The following is an 18,725-nucleotide window of genomic DNA, read 5'->3' on the forward strand; positions in this document are numbered from 1 at the left end:
GAGCTCTTCAAAGCTCTCAGTTATCAAAAATTCTTTCGGTTTTGCCATCCATAAATATAACTATAAATAACGACTTTACAAAATAAAAAATGGTATTAGTGATATCACCTATCTAGGAACTAGGAAAAACCCATCCTACCTAGCATTAATAACTGATGCTTATTCTAAAAAGATTGTAGGATACAATGTCTCAACAAGCCTTGCTGTTAATGGAACCTTACAAGCTCTTGAAATGGCTTTGAATAATAGAGAATATAAAAACCAACCACTTGTCCATCATTCTGATAGAGGACTACAATATTGCTCAAATGAATATCAGAACTTACTTGAACAACATGCTATTAAACCTAGTATGACTGAAAAGTACGATCCATATGAAAATGCAGTTGCAGAACGAGTAAATGGAATACTCAAACAAGAGTTTGATGTCGCAAAAAAGGTAAAACTCGTAGAAGAAGCAATTTATATTTATAACGATATAAGACCACATTTATCTAACTATATGTTAACACCACAACAATGCACCAGCAAAGTAAAATTAAAATGAAACAGTACAAATCAAAAAAATCTCATTGAAGATAGCTCCAATGAGATTGTGCACCATAAGCTACCGAATATTATTATTACCAATGGGTTTCTTATTTATTTGACTCAGTTAAATCAACAAGCTTAGGCACTTTAATCTATCATCTTTTAGGTTTTCAATGATAAAATAAACAATACGGTATAAACTTGTTAGTGAACCTCATTTATTTGATTAAGATGTTTTGCTAGAAATACTCCTGTACTAGTACAAGCCTGCAGTAGATAACCGCCTGTTGGTGCGTCCCAATCTATCATCTCGCCTATACAATACTGATTAGGTAGATTTTTAAGTTCATAATTTGCTGTTAGTGATTTTTTATCAATACCGCCTACTGTAGATATGGACTCTTCTATAGACGCGGTAGCAACAACGTTAAGTGGAAATCTTTTAATGTAATTAGCAAGTGTATTTGTGTTTAAATAAGAGTCCTTTTTTAAATAATATTTTAATAGATCTATTTGTGAAATACTTAATTTGAGTTCTTTCTTTAATATATCTTTTATCGTTTTATGACTAGACAACTTAATTTTTGATATCACTTTTTCTATGGATAGTGATGGTTTAAAATCTATAAATATGGTAGCTGTAGAATTAGTAATCAATTGCTGTCTTATTTGAGGGCTAAGACCGTAAATAGCATTACCTTCTAGACCAAATTTAGTAATAACAGCTTCTCCTTTCTGGACTACGTCGTTACAGCATATAGCTATATTTTTTAAAGGTTCCCCTTCATTTAATTCTATAAATTTAGATTTCCACTTAATGTGATAACCACAGTTAGATGCTTGAAAAGATTTCGTTTTAATCGATTTATTATTAAAAGTAATCAGCCAGTCACCATTAGAGCCTGTTACACTCCAGCTGGCACCACCTAGTGCAAAAACCGTATAATCATATTCTATTTTATGATTATTAATGATGGGATTATTATTTACATCCCAACCACTGAAAATGTGCTCGTGTTTAAACTCGACACCTTTCTGTTTTAGATGATTCATTATGGAATTAAGAACTTTTATAGGTTTAATGCCTTTTACTGGATATACTCTTTTACTACTACCCACAAAAGTAGGAATACCTATTTGCTGGAGCCAGTTTCTAAAATCTTGATTTGTAAAATTAAGTAGGGCAGCAGATAGAAAATCTTTGGGTGTATATTTATTTACCAAATTTTCTATAGATTCTGAATGTGTTAAATTAAAACCACCTTTTCCAGCGACTAGAAATTTGCGTCCAGAGGTCTTGTTTTTCTCGTAAATAGTAATAGAAAACTTTTCCTGATCTAGAAAAGCAGCCAGCAAAAAAGCTGATGGACCACTACCTATAATAGCAACTGATTTTTTCATAAAACAAAAGTAATTATAAGAATGTGGTATTATTCTATTATTTCACTATCAATACTTAGTTTGCGCAACACTCGCAATGCCAGTCCTTAATTTTTATCACTAAACATAATATCTACAGCATTACCTTCTAAAAGTATTTCAGTAAGCTTACTTGCAACAGATTCACTAATACTTGAAGAAATTTCTACCATACATCTAGATATACCTCTTTATTATTAGGTAGTTGATCCTCGCAAGAGAGTAAGTTTAAGTACATAATTAGTATTTAATATTGCAATATACTAGAGTTCACACAGCTCTATACCACGTTGTGTATGAAAAATAGCTGTGTACACTATTTATAAAAGAGTCTCAAAGTTTATTTGATTGTTTAAAATCCCAAAAGTCATTTTTAGGTGTATAGGCTTCTACTGTTTTATTCTCTTTAGTATTTAAGTCTGGATAGGTTAATTTCCAGGCGTGTAAACACACTGATAAGTTTAAGTATTTCTTATCAGAACCATATTTCTCATCTCCTATAATTGGACAACCTATATGCGATAACTGTGCTCTAATCTGGTGAAATCTTCCTGTTTTAGGTTTTATTTCTAATAGATATCCATATTTATTCTGCCCTAGAATTTGATATGATAGCGTTGCGTCTTGAGCGTTTTTAGTTTTAGTAGGCACTATATCTGCTCTTTTTTCTTGCCTATTCTTTACTAAGAAATTTTGTAAGTTTTGTTTAGTTTTAGGTGGTTTGTTACTAACTATAGCTAGATATGTTTTTTGAACTCTACGACTACTAAAAAGCTCATTAAAAGCTACTAGCACACTCTTTTTCTTAGCAAAAACAAGTACTCCACTAGTCACACGGTCTAATCTATGAACGACACCCACATATGGTTTCTTCTTTTTCTTAACTATATAATCATGTACTTGATTTTCTACAGTAAGAGATTCAAAAGGACTTTTTTCGGTTATTAGCCCTGCAGCCTTATTTACAACTATAAAGTCGTTGTTTTCATGTACGATTTCTAAAAGAGCCATGCGGTCATTTTATTTTCAAAATTCAATATAGTGACAGTACTATCTCACTACAACAATTAATATCATTTCTTTTTATCATTCCGCTTTCGCGAAAGCGAGAACAGCACACAAAAAAGTCCATTAAAAAATACTTCTAATGGACTTCTATTTTATAATTAAAAGGATTTATTTCTTAATCAAACCTATCTCTACAAGACGCTGGTGCAAGAAATCTCCTGCAGTAATGTCGTCATATTGTTTAGGATTATCCTCACTTACACACTCCTCTAGACAGTCCAGTTTCATATCGCTACGTGGGTGCAAGAAAAATGGAATAGAGTAGCGGCTCGTGTGCCATAAATCACGCGGCGGATTCACAACACGGTGAATAGTAGAGCGCAATTTATTATTAGTATGACGTTGCAACATGTCTCCTACATTAATAACTAGCTCATCTTCTTTTGCAATCGCATCGATCCACTCACCATCACGACTCTGTACTTGTAAACCTGGCGCACTAGCACCCATTAATAAGGTAATAAGATTGATATCTCCATGAGCACCAGCTCTTACTGCATTTTCTGGCTCGCTGGTAATAGGTGGATAATGAATAGGTCTAAGAATAGAATTTCCATTACTTGCCCAGTGGTCGAAGTATTTTTCATCTAGGCCTATATGTAGAGAAAGTGCTCTTAAAACATAGATACCAGTCTTTTCTAGCATTCTATAAGCATCCATTCCTGTTTTATTAAAATTAGGAAGTTCTTCTACGATTACATTATCAGGATAATTTTCTTCTATATCTGCACCTGGAACAACCTCTTGTCCAAAATGCCAGAATTCTTTTAAATCTCCTTCTTTTTTACCTTTGGCATGTTCTTTACCGAAAGATACATAACCACGCTGGCCACCTAATTCTTCACGTTCATAACCTAATTTAGTACTTTTAGGAAGTTGAAAAAAATTCTCCACCTCTCTGTAAAGTTGCTCAACTAGCTCGTCAGATAAAAAATGGTTCTTAAGTGCGACAAAACCTATTTCTTCATAGGCATTTCCTATCTCTTTAATAAATTTTTCTTTTTTCTTAGGATCTTCACTCAGAAAATCTGCTAGATCTACGCTAGGAATATTAATCATGGTACTAATAAGTATTTATTATTTTCTAAAATATCAATAACGTATCCAGTAATAACTCATTACCAGTATACATAGGTGCCATTTTAAGTTGCACCAGAGATTCATTTAATTTACTTTTATTTTTAAAGATAATACTCTTTATGAAAGTATGCAGCAAGTATGTAATTTTTGTTGATAAAATTCCTAGTGGACACCTGCTACGACATCATTGAACCTGTAATTATTAGTATAAATTCTCATAAATAATACTTGTAACTATCGTATATATAGCAATAGTTTACTCGAGTGATTCAGGTCGGTATTCTAGGTGTAAAACTTTTTAAACTTAGATGATATGATTTCCCGATGGAAAACTAACTTGTGATTTACCGCTAGGTCGTCCTAATTATTATGAGTAGTATGAATTGATTTCAGTAATTAATCTAACGATAGCGTAGAAATACCTAAAATAACGGTTCTACCTAACGTAATTGTTAATTTCTTTAACACTAGCTAGATCTAGTTATTGCAGCAATAGGAACAAAATAGAGTGGTAGTGATCTATATCTATTTAAGTACCTTCTAGTTGAGTATTAATTCTTAAATCTTGATAAAACTTTTTAATAAAGTCGGTTTTTGTAGCTATACATAGAGCTAGGTATTTAAATTTCAGGTATTTTTTTTAAGAAAGAGAGTTTACATTCTCTTCTATCCATAGCGTTTTCATGTTACAGCATAAAACAGATTTTAAAATAAGATAGGTAGTTTATTAAAACAGCAGTTGTTAATATAAAGTTAGTAAGTGATGGCTTGTAACTAATTATAAGCCTAAAGTAAGACGATAGATTATCTTACATTTGATTTACAGTCCACAATAATGATAGAGAACAATCACACAAGTTTAGATCTGCTTTATAAGAATACCCTAGATAAAGAGGTACTTATAGGTTTATATAAAAAAATGTTGTTACCTCGATTAATAGAGGAGAAGATGTTGATTCTATTACGTCAGGGTCGCATTTCAAAATGGTTTTCTGGCATAGGTCAGGAAGCTATTTCTATAGGCGTCACAGCAGCTTTGCACAAAGAAGAGTATATCTTACCTATGCATAGAAATCTGGGAGTTTTTACTACAAGAGAGATTCCATTATGGAAACTTTTTGCGCAGTGGCAAGGTAAGGCAGATGGATTTACAAAAGGTCGAGACCGTAGTTTTCATTTTGGTACACAAGAGTATAATATAGTCGGTATGATTTCACATCTAGGTCCACAACTAGGTGTTGCAGATGGTATTGCACTAGCTCAAAAACTAAATAATACAGGTAGAGCAACAGCCGTTTTTACTGGAGAAGGCGGCACGAGCGAGGGTGATTTTCATGAAGCACTTAATGTAGCGAGTGTATGGAATCTACCAGTGCTTTTTTGTATAGAAAATAACGGCTACGGCCTTAGTACACCTACTAGTGAACAGTACAATTGTGAAAACCTAGCAGACCGAGCATTAGGTTATGGTATGGAATCACATATAATAGATGGTAATAATATTATAGAGGTCTACACAAAAACAGCTGCCATTCTTAAGGATATGCGCGAGAATTCCCGCCCTGTATTGATAGAGTTTAAAACCTTTAGAAGACGCGGGCATGAAGAGGCTAGTGGTACTAAATATGTTCCTGATAAATTATTAGAATATTGGGAGCAACGTGATCCTTTAACTCGTTTTGAACAATATTTGTTAGAACATAAATTCATTACTAGCGATAATGTATTAAAATGGAGTGAAGAGATTAAAAAAAATATAAATGACGGCTTAGATACCGCTTCCGCGAAAGCGTTACCTAAAACAACACCAGATCAAGAACTGTCAGACGTCTTTAAATCCCACCATTTTGAATCTGTAGCACCTGATAATTCTACTCAAAATTTACGATTAGTAGACGCTATAAAAGATGGTCTTGATGCTTCAATGGCAAAGTATGACAACTTAGTCATCATGGGACAAGATGTTGCAGAATATGGTGGTGTCTTTAAAATAACAGATGGTTTTGTAGCAAAATATGGTCGTGAGCGAGTAAGAAACACACCTATTTGTGAGAGTGCCATCATTGAAACTGGCATGGGTTTAAGCATTGCTGGAATGAAGGCTGTGGTAGAAATGCAGTTTGCAGATTTTGTAAGTAGTGGTTTTAATCCTATAGTAAACTACCTGGCAAAATCATACTACCGCTGGAATCAACAAGCAGACATAGTAGTAAGAATGCCATGTGGAGCAGGTGTAGGCGCAGGGCCATTTCACTCTCAATCTAATGAGGCGTGGTTCTACACCGTACCAGGTCTTAAAATAGTATATCCGTCCACGCCAGTAGATGCTAAGGGATTATTAATAGCCTCTATAGAAGACCCTAATCCAGTGTTGTTCTTTGAGCATAAAGCACTTTATAGATCGGTTTATGATAATGTGCCAGATGGATATTATAATATAGAGTTAGGTAAAGCGTTAACCATATGTAGTGGAGAACAAGTTACTATCATAACATTTGGTGCAGGAGTACATTGGGCAAAGCATTTAATTGAAGAAGAAAAACTAGATATAGACCTTATAGATCTTAGAACATTGATACCACTTGATAAAGAAAGCATTATAACATCAGTAAAGAAGACTGGTAAAGTGCTCGTTCTTACAGAAGATAACCTAACAGGTAGCGTCGCTAGTGATATTGCTGCCTTTATAAGTGAAGAATGTTTTGAATTTTTAGACGCTCCAGTTATGAGATTAGGGAGCATAGATACACCTATACCATTTGAAAAAGGACTGGAGGATAATTACTTGCCTAAGAATAAATTAAAAGAAAAATTGATGAAATTGATAAAATATTAATTTTAATAAAGATAAAAATATCATTTCTAAGTAACTTACATTTAATTGATGAATAAAATAATATGAAATTCATGGACGAGGCGGATAATTTCCGTTATGTACTATGGTCGCTAACCATCATTTTTGCCTTTTTAGTGTTTTTTGGTCCCAACCCAGAAGGTGGTAGTTTAATGCCTACAGCGGTTAGTTTATTTTCTTTATTCTCTTCTTTACTTGTTATTTATTTAATCTTAAAGTTAGTACAGAAAATAAGATACAGAGATAATGATTCAAATTAACATTTGATTTACTTCTAGCCGTTACCTTTGAAAAGTGAATAAAGAATACGATATTATAATTGCCGGTGGCGGTCTCTCAGGTCTGACAGCGGCAATCTTGTTTTCAAAAGATTATCATGTTCTATGCATAGATCCTGATACTTATCCTAGGCATAAGATGTGTGGTGAATATTTGAGTAACGAGGTCATGGATTTCTTACGTACTCTGGATATAGATCTAGATCAAGAAACATCTGTAAACCTAGAGCAATTAAACTTTACTACTACAGGTTCTAAACAAATTAAATGTGACCTACCACAAGGTGGTAAAGGTATTTCTCGATACCACCTAGATCACTTACTTTTTAAAAAAGCCAGTATTAAAGCTACCTTTATAGAGGATAAAGTGCTGAGTAGTAATTTTAATGATAAAACATTTACCATTACCACTTCAAGAGATAAATTTACTTGTAAACAGTTTATTATGGCTACTGGTAAACGGTCTATTTTAGATAAAAAATTAGAACGTAATTTTATTCAAGATAAATCACCATGGTTAGCTGTAAAAATGCACTACCAGTATAATATGCCCGATAATCTCGTAGAACTACATAACTTTAAAGGTGGTTATGCAGGTATTTCAAAGGTGGAAAACGGTCATGTGAATCTTTGCTATCTAGCAAGTTATGAGTCTTTTAAAGGCCATAAAAATATAGCAAATTTTAATACTGCAGTGTTATCAAAGAATAAACATTTGGCCTCATTTTTAAATAATGCGACTCCTGTTTGGGAACAACCCATCACCATATCCCAAATATCTTTTCAAAAAAAACTAGCCGTAGAGCGTCATGTACTTATGTTAGGAGATACGGCTGGTTTAATACATCCGCTTTGTGGTAATGGAATGGCCATGGCTATACATAGTGCACAAATAGCGTTTAAAAGTCTAGAACCATTTCTTCTCAATCATATATCGAGAGATCAAGCATTATCTAATTATTCTCAAAAATGGAATAAAACATTCCGTAATCGATTATGGATAGGGCGACTATTGCAAGGTATTCTTTTAAATAAAACGTATACATCGCTAGGGCTATGGTTTCTTAGTAAATTGCCTTTTTTACTGCCTATAATTATTAAAAAAACACATGGGAAACCTATCTAACATAAAATACAGATCTAACCATCGCAATACAGACCCAGAATGGATGGACGACCCTAATCTAGATCAGGTCACATTACAGCATGCGGTAGATGATATAAATACTGTAAACCGTTTACTCCATGGGTTCCATTTTACTTTAAAAGCAGTAAAAAAAGAGTTGCAAAAACACCCTAATAAAGCACTAACTATTGTAGACGCAGGCTGTGGTGATGGAGAGATGCTACGCTTTCTAGAAAAGAATTTAAAACAAGAAAATGTTTCTTTTCTAGGTCTCGATTTTGCAGCTCGTTCTATTGAAAAGGCTAGATTAAAGAGTAAAGGTTTATCAAGATTACGCTTTCGCGAAAGCGATATTCTAAAAATTCATCCAGCCGATTTAAAGTGTGATATATTAATAAGCTCCTTAACGATGCATCATTTCAATGATAGTGAGATCGTTACATTTTTGACTAAATTTAAAGAGATTACAAGTAAAACTATAATCATAAATGACTTGCATAGACATAGGCTTGCTTTTCTGTTTTTTAAATATTTAAGTCCTATTTTTATAAAACATGAGATCTCAAAACATGACGGCCTTATAAGTATAGCCTCTGGTTTTAAAGCGAGAGATTTTAAAAAATATGCTACCGCGATAGGTACTAATAATGACCGATGGACATGGAAGTGGTCGTTCCGTTTTATATGGATTATTCCAGTGTAGATGAGTGTAAAAATAAAGAGTGTAGCAACGGTAACACCTCAGTATTATAAAGAAACTAAGGATATATTACCATTTGTCGAAGAATGGCTATCTGGTCAGGAAGAGCGATTAAGACGTAAAACTATCAAGATATTTGAAGGTGCTGGAGTGGATAAACGTTATTCTATAATGGACCCTATAGAGGTGTTTACAAGAACTTCTTTTCAAGATCGTAATGATATTTATAAAAGAGAAGTCGTACCTCTGGCACAAAAAGCGGTAGAAAAAGCGCTAGATAACGCGTCGTGGAAAGCTCAAGATCTAGATTATATCATTACAGTAAGTTGTACTGGTATTATGATACCTTCTATAGATGCCTATCTCATTAACTCCATGGGCATGCGACAGGATATAGTACGTTTACCAGTTACAGAAATGGGTTGTGTAGCAGGTATATCTGGTTTAATCTATGCAGAGAATTTTTTAAAAGCAAATCCTAGTAAAAAGGCTGCGGTCATTGCTATAGAGGCGCCTACAGCTACTTTTCAATTAGGAGATTATTCTATGGCAAATATGGTGAGTGCGGCTATTTTTGGCGATGGTTGTGCTTGTGTATTACTTTCTTCTTGCGATGAGGATAGTGGACCAGTAATTAAAGGACATGAAATGTATCATTTTCCAGATGCTACACATATGATGGGTTTTGACCTAGTAAATAGTGGTTTACAAATGGTGCTAGATAAATCTGTACCAGATACTATTGCCAGCCATTTTCCTAAGATTATACATCCGTTTCTAGAAAAAAACGGTTTAGAAATTAAGGATATTGATCATTTAATTTTTCATCCTGGAGGTAAAAAAATAGTACAAACCGTTGAAGAACTGTTCTATGATTTAGGAAAAAACATCAATGACACAAAAGAGGTTTTACGTCTTTATGGAAACATGAGTAGTGCAACGGTACTATTTGTTTTAGAGCGATTTATGAGTCGTGATATAAAAAAAGACTCTAAGGGATTAATGTTGAGCTTCGGTCCTGGGTTTACGGCACAAAGAATCCTTTTAGAATGGTAAAAGATCTTGAAAACAAATACGGTTTAATACTGGGAGGTAGTAGTGGATTAGGATATGCCAGCGCTTTAAAACTAGCCCAACATGGAATGAATCTCATCATATTTTATCGTGCCTCAAGAATGCAGACAGTAGAAATTGAAGCAAAATTTGAAAAACTAAGATCTTACAACATCATGCTACTTACAGTAAATAGTGATGCTACAAGAGAAGATAAATTAGAAGAGAATAAAGTTAAAATTATTGAATTTCTCAAAGGACAAAAAATTAGTGTCTTGTTACATAGTATCTCTAAGGGTAATTTAAAACCTCTTACTGGTGAGCAAACTTTAACTACTAGCGATTTTCAACAAACCATACATTCTATGGGAATAAGTCTCTACAGCTGGACCAAAGCCTTATTTGATGCACAATTATTTGCACAACCTGCAAAAATTTTAAGTTTTACTAGTGAAGGCAGCACAAGACCTATGAAATCCTATGCAGCTGTAAGTGCGGCAAAGGCAACCCTAGAAGCTATAAATAGGAGTATAGCTATAGAATTTGCTCCATTTAAGATCTCATCTAACTGCATACAAGCTGGTGTTACAGATACGTTGAGTCTAAGTATGATACCTATGTATGAAGAACTTAAGAAACAAAGCTTATCGAGAAATCCACATCATGAATTAACTACTCCAGAGCGTGTTGCAAATGTGGTGTATTTAATGAGTAGAGAAGAGGCGAGCTGGATGACAGGTACAATTATTAAAGTGGATGGCGGTGAGAGTTTACAGTGATTTTAATAGATTATAAAATTTACAACCAGATAGTTAAAACACTAGAATGGTATTCAACATAAAAAAAAATGCTTCTCAACCCTTTAGAAAAAATAGTAGCTAACTTGCCTTATGGTGATGGATTCAAATTTGTAGATCAATTGCTTGAATTAGATGAGGATAGTGTGATCGGTATTTACCGTTTTCGCGGTAGCGAGTACTTCTACAAACATCATTTTAAAGACCAACCAGTAACCCCAGGTGTGATACTTATAGAATGTATGGCTCAAATAGGGTTAGCCTGTTTAGGTAGTTATTTGATGCGTGATAAGGATAATAAACCTCAGTTTTTCTTCACAGAGAATCATATCAACTTCTTAAACACGGTTTTACCAGAAACTACGGTTATTGTAAGTGCAAAAAAAGACTACTTTCGATTTGGAAAACTGAAAGTAGTCGTTCAAATGATGGACGAAAACGAAAACAAAATCGCCGAAGGATGGATGAGTGGTATGATGTTGAGTGATTAATCTTTAAACTTTGTCAATTATTTCACTAAAAAGCGTCATCGCTACATATCTTTCTCTAGAAGTTGATGTAACTATTAGCATATCATAAATCTTAATTCTTTACACCACATCTCAAAAAACTAATTCTAAAATTTACTTATTCAAATTCCAGTTATAATCCATGTAACGCACACGAGCGTTTGCATTAATTTTTACTTTACTGTATTTATTAAGAAAATCTACGATATCACCTTCTTGGGTAAAATCTTTTTTAAACCATTTAAAGATATTTGATATCTCAACACGGTCTGCGGTTATAGAATTACGTTTAGAATCATTTACAAACTGTATAGCTAGTTTTTCTAGTTGGCTATCAACCTTGTCTGCTGTAAAAGCCTCATTCATCAATGGTGGACAAGAAAACGATGCACAATTAATACCGAAATGAATACGAGGATCATCCATTTTTCTTAATATTTGATGTTCTATCTCTTCTAGATTTATCCATTTATCACCTATTTGCCAGTAACGTTGTTCCCATGGGTTTTTAATATCCTTGATACTTTCTGTAGGGTAATTTCTCAAGATCAAATCTATAGTCATAGCATTGTAAGCATTCATATAATAAGCTAATAGCTCATTTTTAGTCCATGAATCTTCTGGGTAATTGTTTTTAATAAGAGTTAAATAAGTTCTTAATTTTTTACGTTCCTTATTTAAACCTTTATAATCTACATGACCATCACTGGTCACATATTTTTTAAGCAGTTTATCAAAATTACTGTGATCTATTGTTTTAATAGTTTCTACAGTTGCAACAGATTCTAGAACAGCTATTTCATTTACAGATTTCTCTAGATTATCCATACTTTTTTTAGGTACTTCTACAACACTGGACGGTGTTTCTTTAACAGCTTTTACCATTGCAGGTGGTGCAACAGCTATCTCGTTAGAAACTGGCGCGGCTATCTCCTCAGGCTTAGGATCTTTTGCGGTCATTTCTTTTTGAGAAATACACGATGTTATCAGTAGAATAACGGTAAGTAATGCAAGTAATTTTTTCATAATTAAAATTTTTAAAAGTATTGACCTATTCCGAATACAAAGCCATTAGTAGCATTATCGCCTATACCAAAACCATAATCAAAACGTATCACGGCATTAAAGATACGTTTATGGATAAATCGTATTCCTAAACCTGGATTAATTTTAAGCGTACTACCATCTACCAGATCTTCTAGACCACTATTGGGTTTGCGCCACGTTCCAGCATCGATAAATGTGTTACTTTGAAGTACAAACCAGTCTTTTTCATAAAGAGTATGGCGGTATTCTGTATTGAGAGTAATCTCTGCCGTACCACGACCGGCGCTATTACCAGCACCTCTTATATTTACTTGATTATCTAGTGCAAAAGGAGCAAACCTTGATTCATTAAAAGAGGCATAAGCTAGTTTTAATCTATTTGCCCAGTTTCCTTTCTTTCCTATTTTTTTAAAGTATTGAAAATCGGTTTGTGCGATAAGCTCATCATTTAATAATCCTTCTCCACCAGTGATTAATTCTAAGCTGGTAAAATTTCTATAACCAGATGTATACTGATAATCTATTTCTAGATGATTGTTCTCGTACTCTCCTAAAATACTCCATTTTTTTGCACTTAGTTCTTGCGGTACCTCGCTAGTAATTATACCATCTAGGTAACTATATTTCTGGTCAGAATATCGCATCCCTAATTGAAAATTATTATGAAAATCTAACTCATATAGAGCATAGACCTCTGCGCTTTGATTATCAAATCTGTAATTTACAGTATTATCATTATCAAAAAATATAGGTTCTCTTAAAACGTTATTTTGAAAATTGACACCTATACCTAACTTATTAGTAAACAAATAGGGTGCTTCCCAAAAGGCACCATAAGAATCAAAAATGTTACGTCCATAATAACCACCTATTAATTGATTTTCTCCAAATAGGTTAAATTCAAATAGTGATAATCTAAAAGCAAAACTCTCGTCATTTGCTTGAGACGCACGCACACCAGGTATAATAGTAAAGTTTTCTATTATTTCATAAATAAGAATATACTCTTGAGAATTGCTTTTATCTAATGTGAACGTAGCTTTTGCGACACCAGGTAATCTATTTAATCGTTCTATATCTGTGGTTACCTGAAAAGGGTCGTAAACATTACCTTCTTGTACTTTGACTAATCTTTTAAGAAAAGATTCCTTAGTTCTTTTTAAACCTTTAAATTCAATACTCTTTACAATGATATCTTGAGCGTTTAAAACACCGGTAATTAAAATAAAAAGAAAAAATGTAACATTTTTAAACATATTAGTAATTATTGATTGATATGGTAAAATTACCTTGTTAAGTTGTTATGAAGTTCAAATAAGTCATAATTATTATCACAAAAGTATAAAACTAATGGGATAAAATTGTTACCTATAGATTATTTGCATTTCTGTTGTTAAAATCTTAATCGATATTTAATAGATGATGTAATTTAGTAAAACTATGAATACATATAAGAAAAATAGAGTAGTAATAACAGGAATGGGAATTGTAGCACCTAATGCTATTGGTGTTTCCGCTTTCGCGAAAGCGTTACAAGAACAAACCTCTGGAATACGATTTGATCCACAACTAGCCGATTTAAACTTTGGGTGTCAGGTATCTGGAACGCCACAAATTACAGAAGAAATATTATCTGAAAACTTTACAAAATTGCAATTGAGAGGTTTAAAAGCCACTGGTCTTGTTTATGGTGTTATCGCAGGTAAAGAGGCTTTTAAAGACGCAGGTCTAGAAATAGCAGGACCTCAGGAGTCTATGTCCGATATGGGAATTATATTTGGTACTGGGCAAAGTGGCGGCCATAAATTTAGAGAAGCCATTTTATTAATAGATGAAAAGAAAGTGCGCAGGTTAGGAAGTACCAGTGTTATACAAACCATGACTAGCGGTATAAGCGCCTGGCTTGCTGGAGAATTAGGTTGTGGTAATATGGTGACTAGTAACTCTAGCGCATGTTGCACTGGTACCGAAGCTTTTTTAATGGGATACGAGCGTATTGCGACTGGCAAGGCTACACAAATGCTAGTCGGTTCTACTAGTGATTCTGGACCTTACATCTGGGGTGGTTTTGATGCCATGCGTATTTTACCTACTAAATATAATGAAGCTCCAGAAAAGGCAAGTAGACCATTATCTAGCGATGCCGCTGGTTTTGTACCTGGATCTGGTGCAGGTGCGTTTATTTTAGAATCTCTAGATAGTGCTTTAAAACGAGGTACAAAAATATATGGAGAGGTCATAGGAGGTGCTTTAAACTCTGGTGGCCATCGTGCAGACGGCTCTATGACTGCTCCTAATGGACAGGCGGTTCAAGACTGTATAAAATTAGCCTTAAAAGATGCCCTAGTTAAACCACAAGAAATAGATGCCATAAACGGACACCTTACTGCAACCTCTAAAGATGCTTTTGAGATAAAAAACTGGTCTGTTGCTTTAAATAGAAAAGGAGAAAACTTTCCTCTTATTAATACATTTAAATCATACGTAGGTCACTGTCTTGCTGCAGCTGGCAGTATAGAACTGGTGGGTACAGTATTACAATTAAAGAATAACATAGTTTATGGAAACAGTAATATTAAGTCTTTGCACCCAGATATAAGCGTCAGGGTAGATGCTAGCACTATACCTTTAAAATCGGTAAAGAGAGATTTAAAAATAATAGCCAAAGCTAGTTTTGGATTCGGAGATGTAAATGCTTGTGTTATTCTTAAAAAATATACTGTTTAATTACATGAACCGTATAAAGTAGATCAGTTCTGAATTTGCTTATGTATTCTGGTTATTTATAGTTAAAAAATGAACTTTATAGACTTCTTTAATTCAATTTTTGATAGTATTTTTAGAGATATAATGAAAATGTAAACATGCAAGAAAAAGAGATGGAACAACAGCTTTTTAAAATAGTAAAAGTGTATCTACCGCAAGATGTAGATTCTACCGCTATTCAACTAGACAGTCACTTAATGCAAGATCTGGGTATCAATAGCGCACATCTAGTAGACATAGCTCTAGATGTAGAAGATGAATTTGATATTATTCTAAATGAAAAAGATATGGAAGAAATGCAAACTGTTAAGGACGCTATACAAATAATAAAAGCAAAAACAGCTTAATTAATATTTTCATTAAAAATAAGACCTATGTCTAGATTACCTAAAATAGAAAGATTTAAGAACGAAGTAGAGTCTAAATACCAGATTTTTAATGGTATTTTCATGACCTTACCCTTTGATCAGATTTCTAATACTGGAGGTTTATTACCTCTTTTTCATGAATTGTGTGTAAAAGGGTATGAAAAAGAAAAAACCCCTACAGAAATTATTCAATATTTCTTTGATAAGTATTTAAGAGATAGTAGTTTAGAAGAGCGTCAGTCCATGCTTTTTAAATTTATACAGTACATAGAGCGTCAGGTAGTATTATTTGACGCTATAGAAGACGCTGCATTTGGTAAAGTAAATAACCTAGATGGTCGTGGCTCTCTACGTAGTGTAAAAGACGAGGCAGTAGCATTAAATAAAACAGAAGAACTAGCAGCATATCTTAAAGATTTTAAGGTAAGACCTGTGTTAACAGCACATCCTACCCAATTTTATCCAGGATCTGTATTAGGTATCATTAACGATCTAGGTGTTGCTATTAAGAAAAATGAAATTCAAGAAGTTAAATTATTACTTTCTCAATTAGGTAAGACGCCTTTTTTTAAGACAGAAAAGCCCACACCATTTGACGAGGCGATAAGTTTAATATGGTATCTTGAAAACGTATTCTATCATGCTATGGGTAATATTTATGATTACCTAAAAACACATATTGATAATCCGCAAGATTTTAAAAATCAAATAGTTGAAATAGGTTTCTGGCCTGGAGGTGATAGAGATGGTAATCCATTTGTAACCACAGATATCACACTAGATGTAGCAAAGAGATTACGCGCTACTATTTTTAGAAATTACTACCGTGATATAAGAAAGCTGCGTAGAAGACTTACATTTAAAGGAGTAGAAGAACAGCTTACTGTTATAGAAGGAATGATCTATCGGGCTATTTTTGATACCGAGGTTTTAGAATTTACTGCTACAGATCTTATTGATCAACTTAAGGATATTAAGGACATTGTAATAGAACGTCATAACTCGTTATTTTTAGATCAGATCGATAGTTTTATTCATAAAATAGAGCTTTTTGGTTTCCATTTTGCAACCTTAGATATAAGACAAGATAGTAGTGCACATGACGCGGTTTTTGATGAGATTCTCGCTTTCGCGAAAGCAGAACTACCATCCAACTATAACGACCTATCTGAAAAAGAAAAAATCAATGTACTAGTAGAGGTAGAGGGCTGCCTAGATCCTGATGAATTTAAGGATGAATACACAAAACGCACGTTGAGTAGTATATATGCTATTAAAAATATACAAGAACGTAATGGTGAAAAGGGTTGTAACCGATATATCATTTCTAATACACAAATGGCATCTCATATTATGGAGGTTTATGCGATGTTGCGACTGTGCGATATGAAAGAACCTCATATAGATGTAGTACCATTATTTGAAACTGTACCTGATCTAGTAAACGCACCACAGGTTATGAAGTCTCTCTATGAAAATGAGAAGTACCGTTCCCATATTAAAAGACGTGGTGATACACAACATATTATGCTAGGTTTTAGTGATGGAACTAAAGATGGAGGGTATTTAATGGCAAATTGGGCGATCTATAAAGCAAAAGAAGAGCTAACCAGAGTTTCTAGAATGTATGGAGTAGCTATAGTATTCTTTGATGGTAGAGGTGGACCACCAGCGCGCGGTGGTGGACAGACACATCAATTTTATGCTTCTATGGGAACAAAAATCGAAGCAAAACAAATACAATTAACTGTACAAGGACAGACTATCAGTTCTAAATTTGGTACACTAGAAAGTTGCCAATACAATCTAGAACAAATGATAAGTAGTGGTGTCAGTAATGCAGTTTATGCAAGTGATGTAAATGACTTCTCTTCAACAGATCAAGCTACGATGGATCAACTAGCAGAAATTAGTTATAAAACATATACCGATTTTAAAGCGCATCCTCAGTTTTTGTCTTATTTAGAAAAAATGAGTACCTTAAAATATTATGCAAAAACAAATATAGGTAGTAGACCTAGTAAAAGGTCAGGTAGTAAAGAATTGAGATTTAAGGATTTGAGAGCTATACCTTTTGTAGGTTCCTGGAGTCAATTAAAACAGAACGTGCCTGGATTTTATGGAGTAGGTACGGCACTAGAAACTATGGACAAAGCTGGTAATTGGGATGCTGCTCAAAGATTATATAATAATAATGATTTTTTCCGTAATCTACTAGATAACAGCATGATGAGTTTAACAAAGTCATTTTTTGGTTTAACTGCTTATATGGAGCATGATCCTATATATGGAGAATTCTGGAAACTGATTTACGCAGAGTATGAGCGTTCTAAAAGGTATATGTTAAAGATTTCTGGTATGGAAGCACTTATGGATAATGAAGTAGCGGGAAGAGCCAGTATACAAGCTAGAGAGAAAATAGTTTTACCTCTTTTAACCATACAACAATATGCGCTTAAAATGGTCCAAGATATACAGAATAATGAAGCATCTGGTAGTTTAGAGATTTATGAACAAATGGTGACTAGATCTCTTTATGGGAATATAAACGCCAGTCGTAATTCTGCTTAAACTGTTTATGGCTTTTAAAAACTATGTTCCAGGCACATTAAGAAAATAGGCTTCATTTATATCTTCTTAGTCGATTATCTATTTATAGTATAGATATCGTTGCGATGTCAGGTTAAATGTTTAGTCATTGGTAGATATTTATAGATTCCGCTAGTTTTTTTTAAACCATGCGTATATTTTTTAAGATTTGTGGAATTATCTTTAACGAGTATGCTATGCTGTTTCTTGCTTAATTATATACATGTGCTTGCCTATCTCTATGGAGTTTGCTGTACAAGTACGGTGGTAGATCTATAGTATTGCGATTTTTTTGTTTTGGCTTTAATTATTTAAATGATCGTGTCCCCAGTCTTAACTGAAGATTCTTTCTAGACTGGGATACGTTCTTTTAAAATAGCAGCTTTTATCTTGTTTTTTTTACAATAGCCTTTAGTTATGTAAACCTTGTGTTACTGTCAGTTTTGATTTCTCGAGAGCTCTTATACCAATATAGTTATATAATGTCATTTATTTTTTGTATATTTATGTATGGGAAGAACAGCATATTTAGATATCAAA

Annotated in this window: 16 protein-coding genes; 11 read left to right on the plus strand and 5 right to left on the minus strand. The window is 33.6% G+C overall.

What is annotated here, in order from left to right; genetic code table 11:
* Nucleotides 1-103: 103 nt before the first annotated feature.
* Nucleotides 104-547: a DDE-type integrase/transposase/recombinase gene (locus Q0838_RS13305; protein WP_298956152.1), complete on the plus strand. Its 444-nt coding sequence runs from the start codon at nt 104-106 to the stop codon at nt 545-547.
* Nucleotides 548-735: 188 nt separating this feature from the next.
* On the opposite strand, the gene Q0838_RS13310 is transcribed toward Q0838_RS13305, so the two are convergent.
* From Q0838_RS13310 to Q0838_RS13320, 3 genes are all read right to left on the minus strand, one after another.
* A complete protein-coding gene (locus tag Q0838_RS13310; protein ID WP_298956113.1) occupies nt 736-1,932 on the minus strand; it encodes an NAD(P)-dependent oxidoreductase in 1,197 nt (398 codons plus the stop codon).
* A gap of 351 nt (nt 1,933-2,283) precedes the next feature.
* Nucleotides 2,284-2,961, minus strand: a complete 678-nt coding sequence (locus Q0838_RS13315) for an RluA family pseudouridine synthase (RefSeq protein WP_298956115.1) — start codon at nt 2,959-2,961, stop codon at nt 2,284-2,286.
* A gap of 165 nt (nt 2,962-3,126) precedes the next feature.
* On the minus strand, nt 3,127-4,077 hold the full coding sequence (locus Q0838_RS13320) for a 2-oxoglutarate and iron-dependent oxygenase domain-containing protein (protein WP_298956119.1): 951 nt from the start codon (nt 4,075-4,077) through the stop codon (nt 3,127-3,129).
* 856 nt (nt 4,078-4,933) lie between these two features.
* On the opposite strand from Q0838_RS13320, the gene Q0838_RS13325 reads away from it, so the two are divergent.
* The 7 genes from Q0838_RS13325 (at nt 4,934) to Q0838_RS13355 (ending at nt 11,397) form a co-directional block, all read left to right on the plus strand.
* Nucleotides 4,934-6,934 carry a dehydrogenase E1 component subunit alpha/beta gene (locus Q0838_RS13325; protein ID WP_298956122.1) on the plus strand — a complete coding sequence of 667 codons (2,001 nt, stop codon included), beginning with the start codon at nt 4,934-4,936 and terminating at the stop codon, nt 6,932-6,934.
* A gap of 71 nt (nt 6,935-7,005) precedes the next feature.
* Entirely contained in the window at nt 7,006-7,212 is a 207-nt protein-coding gene (locus tag Q0838_RS13330; protein WP_298956123.1) for a hypothetical protein, read from the plus strand.
* 34 nt (nt 7,213-7,246) lie between these two features.
* Complete coding sequence (locus tag Q0838_RS13335) at nt 7,247-8,356, plus strand: FAD-dependent monooxygenase (protein ID WP_298956128.1); 1,110 nt, start codon at nt 7,247-7,249, stop codon at nt 8,354-8,356.
* Complete coding sequence (locus tag Q0838_RS13340) at nt 8,340-9,059, plus strand: methyltransferase domain-containing protein (protein ID WP_298956129.1); 720 nt, start codon at nt 8,340-8,342, stop codon at nt 9,057-9,059. Before Q0838_RS13335 ends, Q0838_RS13340 begins: the two co-directional genes overlap by 17 nt.
* A complete protein-coding gene (locus tag Q0838_RS13345; RefSeq protein WP_298956132.1) occupies nt 9,060-10,112 on the plus strand; it encodes a 3-oxoacyl-[acyl-carrier-protein] synthase III C-terminal domain-containing protein in 1,053 nt (350 codons plus the stop codon).
* Nucleotides 10,106-10,888 carry an SDR family oxidoreductase gene (locus tag Q0838_RS13350; RefSeq protein ID WP_298956135.1) on the plus strand — a complete coding sequence of 261 codons (783 nt, stop codon included), beginning with the start codon at nt 10,106-10,108 and terminating at the stop codon, nt 10,886-10,888. Before Q0838_RS13345 ends, Q0838_RS13350 begins: the two co-directional genes overlap by 7 nt.
* A gap of 68 nt (nt 10,889-10,956) precedes the next feature.
* Entirely contained in the window at nt 10,957-11,397 is a 441-nt protein-coding gene (locus tag Q0838_RS13355; RefSeq protein WP_298956138.1) for an acyl carrier protein, read from the plus strand.
* Between the two features lie 132 nt (nt 11,398-11,529).
* Here Q0838_RS13355 and Q0838_RS13360 read toward each other — a convergent pair whose 3' ends face one another.
* Both Q0838_RS13360 and Q0838_RS13365 read right to left on the minus strand, forming a co-directional pair.
* Nucleotides 11,530-12,441 (minus strand): DUF547 domain-containing protein, encoded by a 912-nt coding sequence (locus Q0838_RS13360; protein WP_298956139.1) that lies wholly within the window; start codon nt 12,439-12,441, stop codon nt 11,530-11,532.
* A gap of 11 nt (nt 12,442-12,452) precedes the next feature.
* Entirely contained in the window at nt 12,453-13,718 is a 1,266-nt protein-coding gene (locus Q0838_RS13365; protein ID WP_298956142.1) for a POTRA domain-containing protein, read from the minus strand.
* A 184-nt stretch (nt 13,719-13,902) separates the two neighbouring features.
* On the opposite strand from Q0838_RS13365, the gene Q0838_RS13370 reads away from it, so the two are divergent.
* The 3 genes from Q0838_RS13370 (at nt 13,903) to Q0838_RS13380 (ending at nt 18,167) form a co-directional block, all read left to right on the plus strand.
* Entirely contained in the window at nt 13,903-15,189 is a 1,287-nt protein-coding gene (locus Q0838_RS13370) for a beta-ketoacyl synthase (RefSeq protein WP_298956144.1), read from the plus strand.
* Between the two features lie 137 nt (nt 15,190-15,326).
* Complete coding sequence (locus tag Q0838_RS13375) at nt 15,327-15,575, plus strand: acyl carrier protein (RefSeq protein ID WP_298956147.1); 249 nt, start codon at nt 15,327-15,329, stop codon at nt 15,573-15,575.
* Nucleotides 15,576-15,602: 27 nt separating this feature from the next.
* Nucleotides 15,603-18,167: a phosphoenolpyruvate carboxylase gene (locus Q0838_RS13380; RefSeq protein WP_298956149.1), complete on the plus strand. Its 2,565-nt coding sequence runs from the start codon at nt 15,603-15,605 to the stop codon at nt 18,165-18,167.
* Nucleotides 18,168-18,725: the final 558 nt, after the last annotated feature.

It is taken from the genome of uncultured Nonlabens sp. (genome assembly GCF_947495285.1).
In the GTDB taxonomy this organism is placed as follows: domain Bacteria; phylum Bacteroidota; class Bacteroidia; order Flavobacteriales; family Flavobacteriaceae; genus Nonlabens.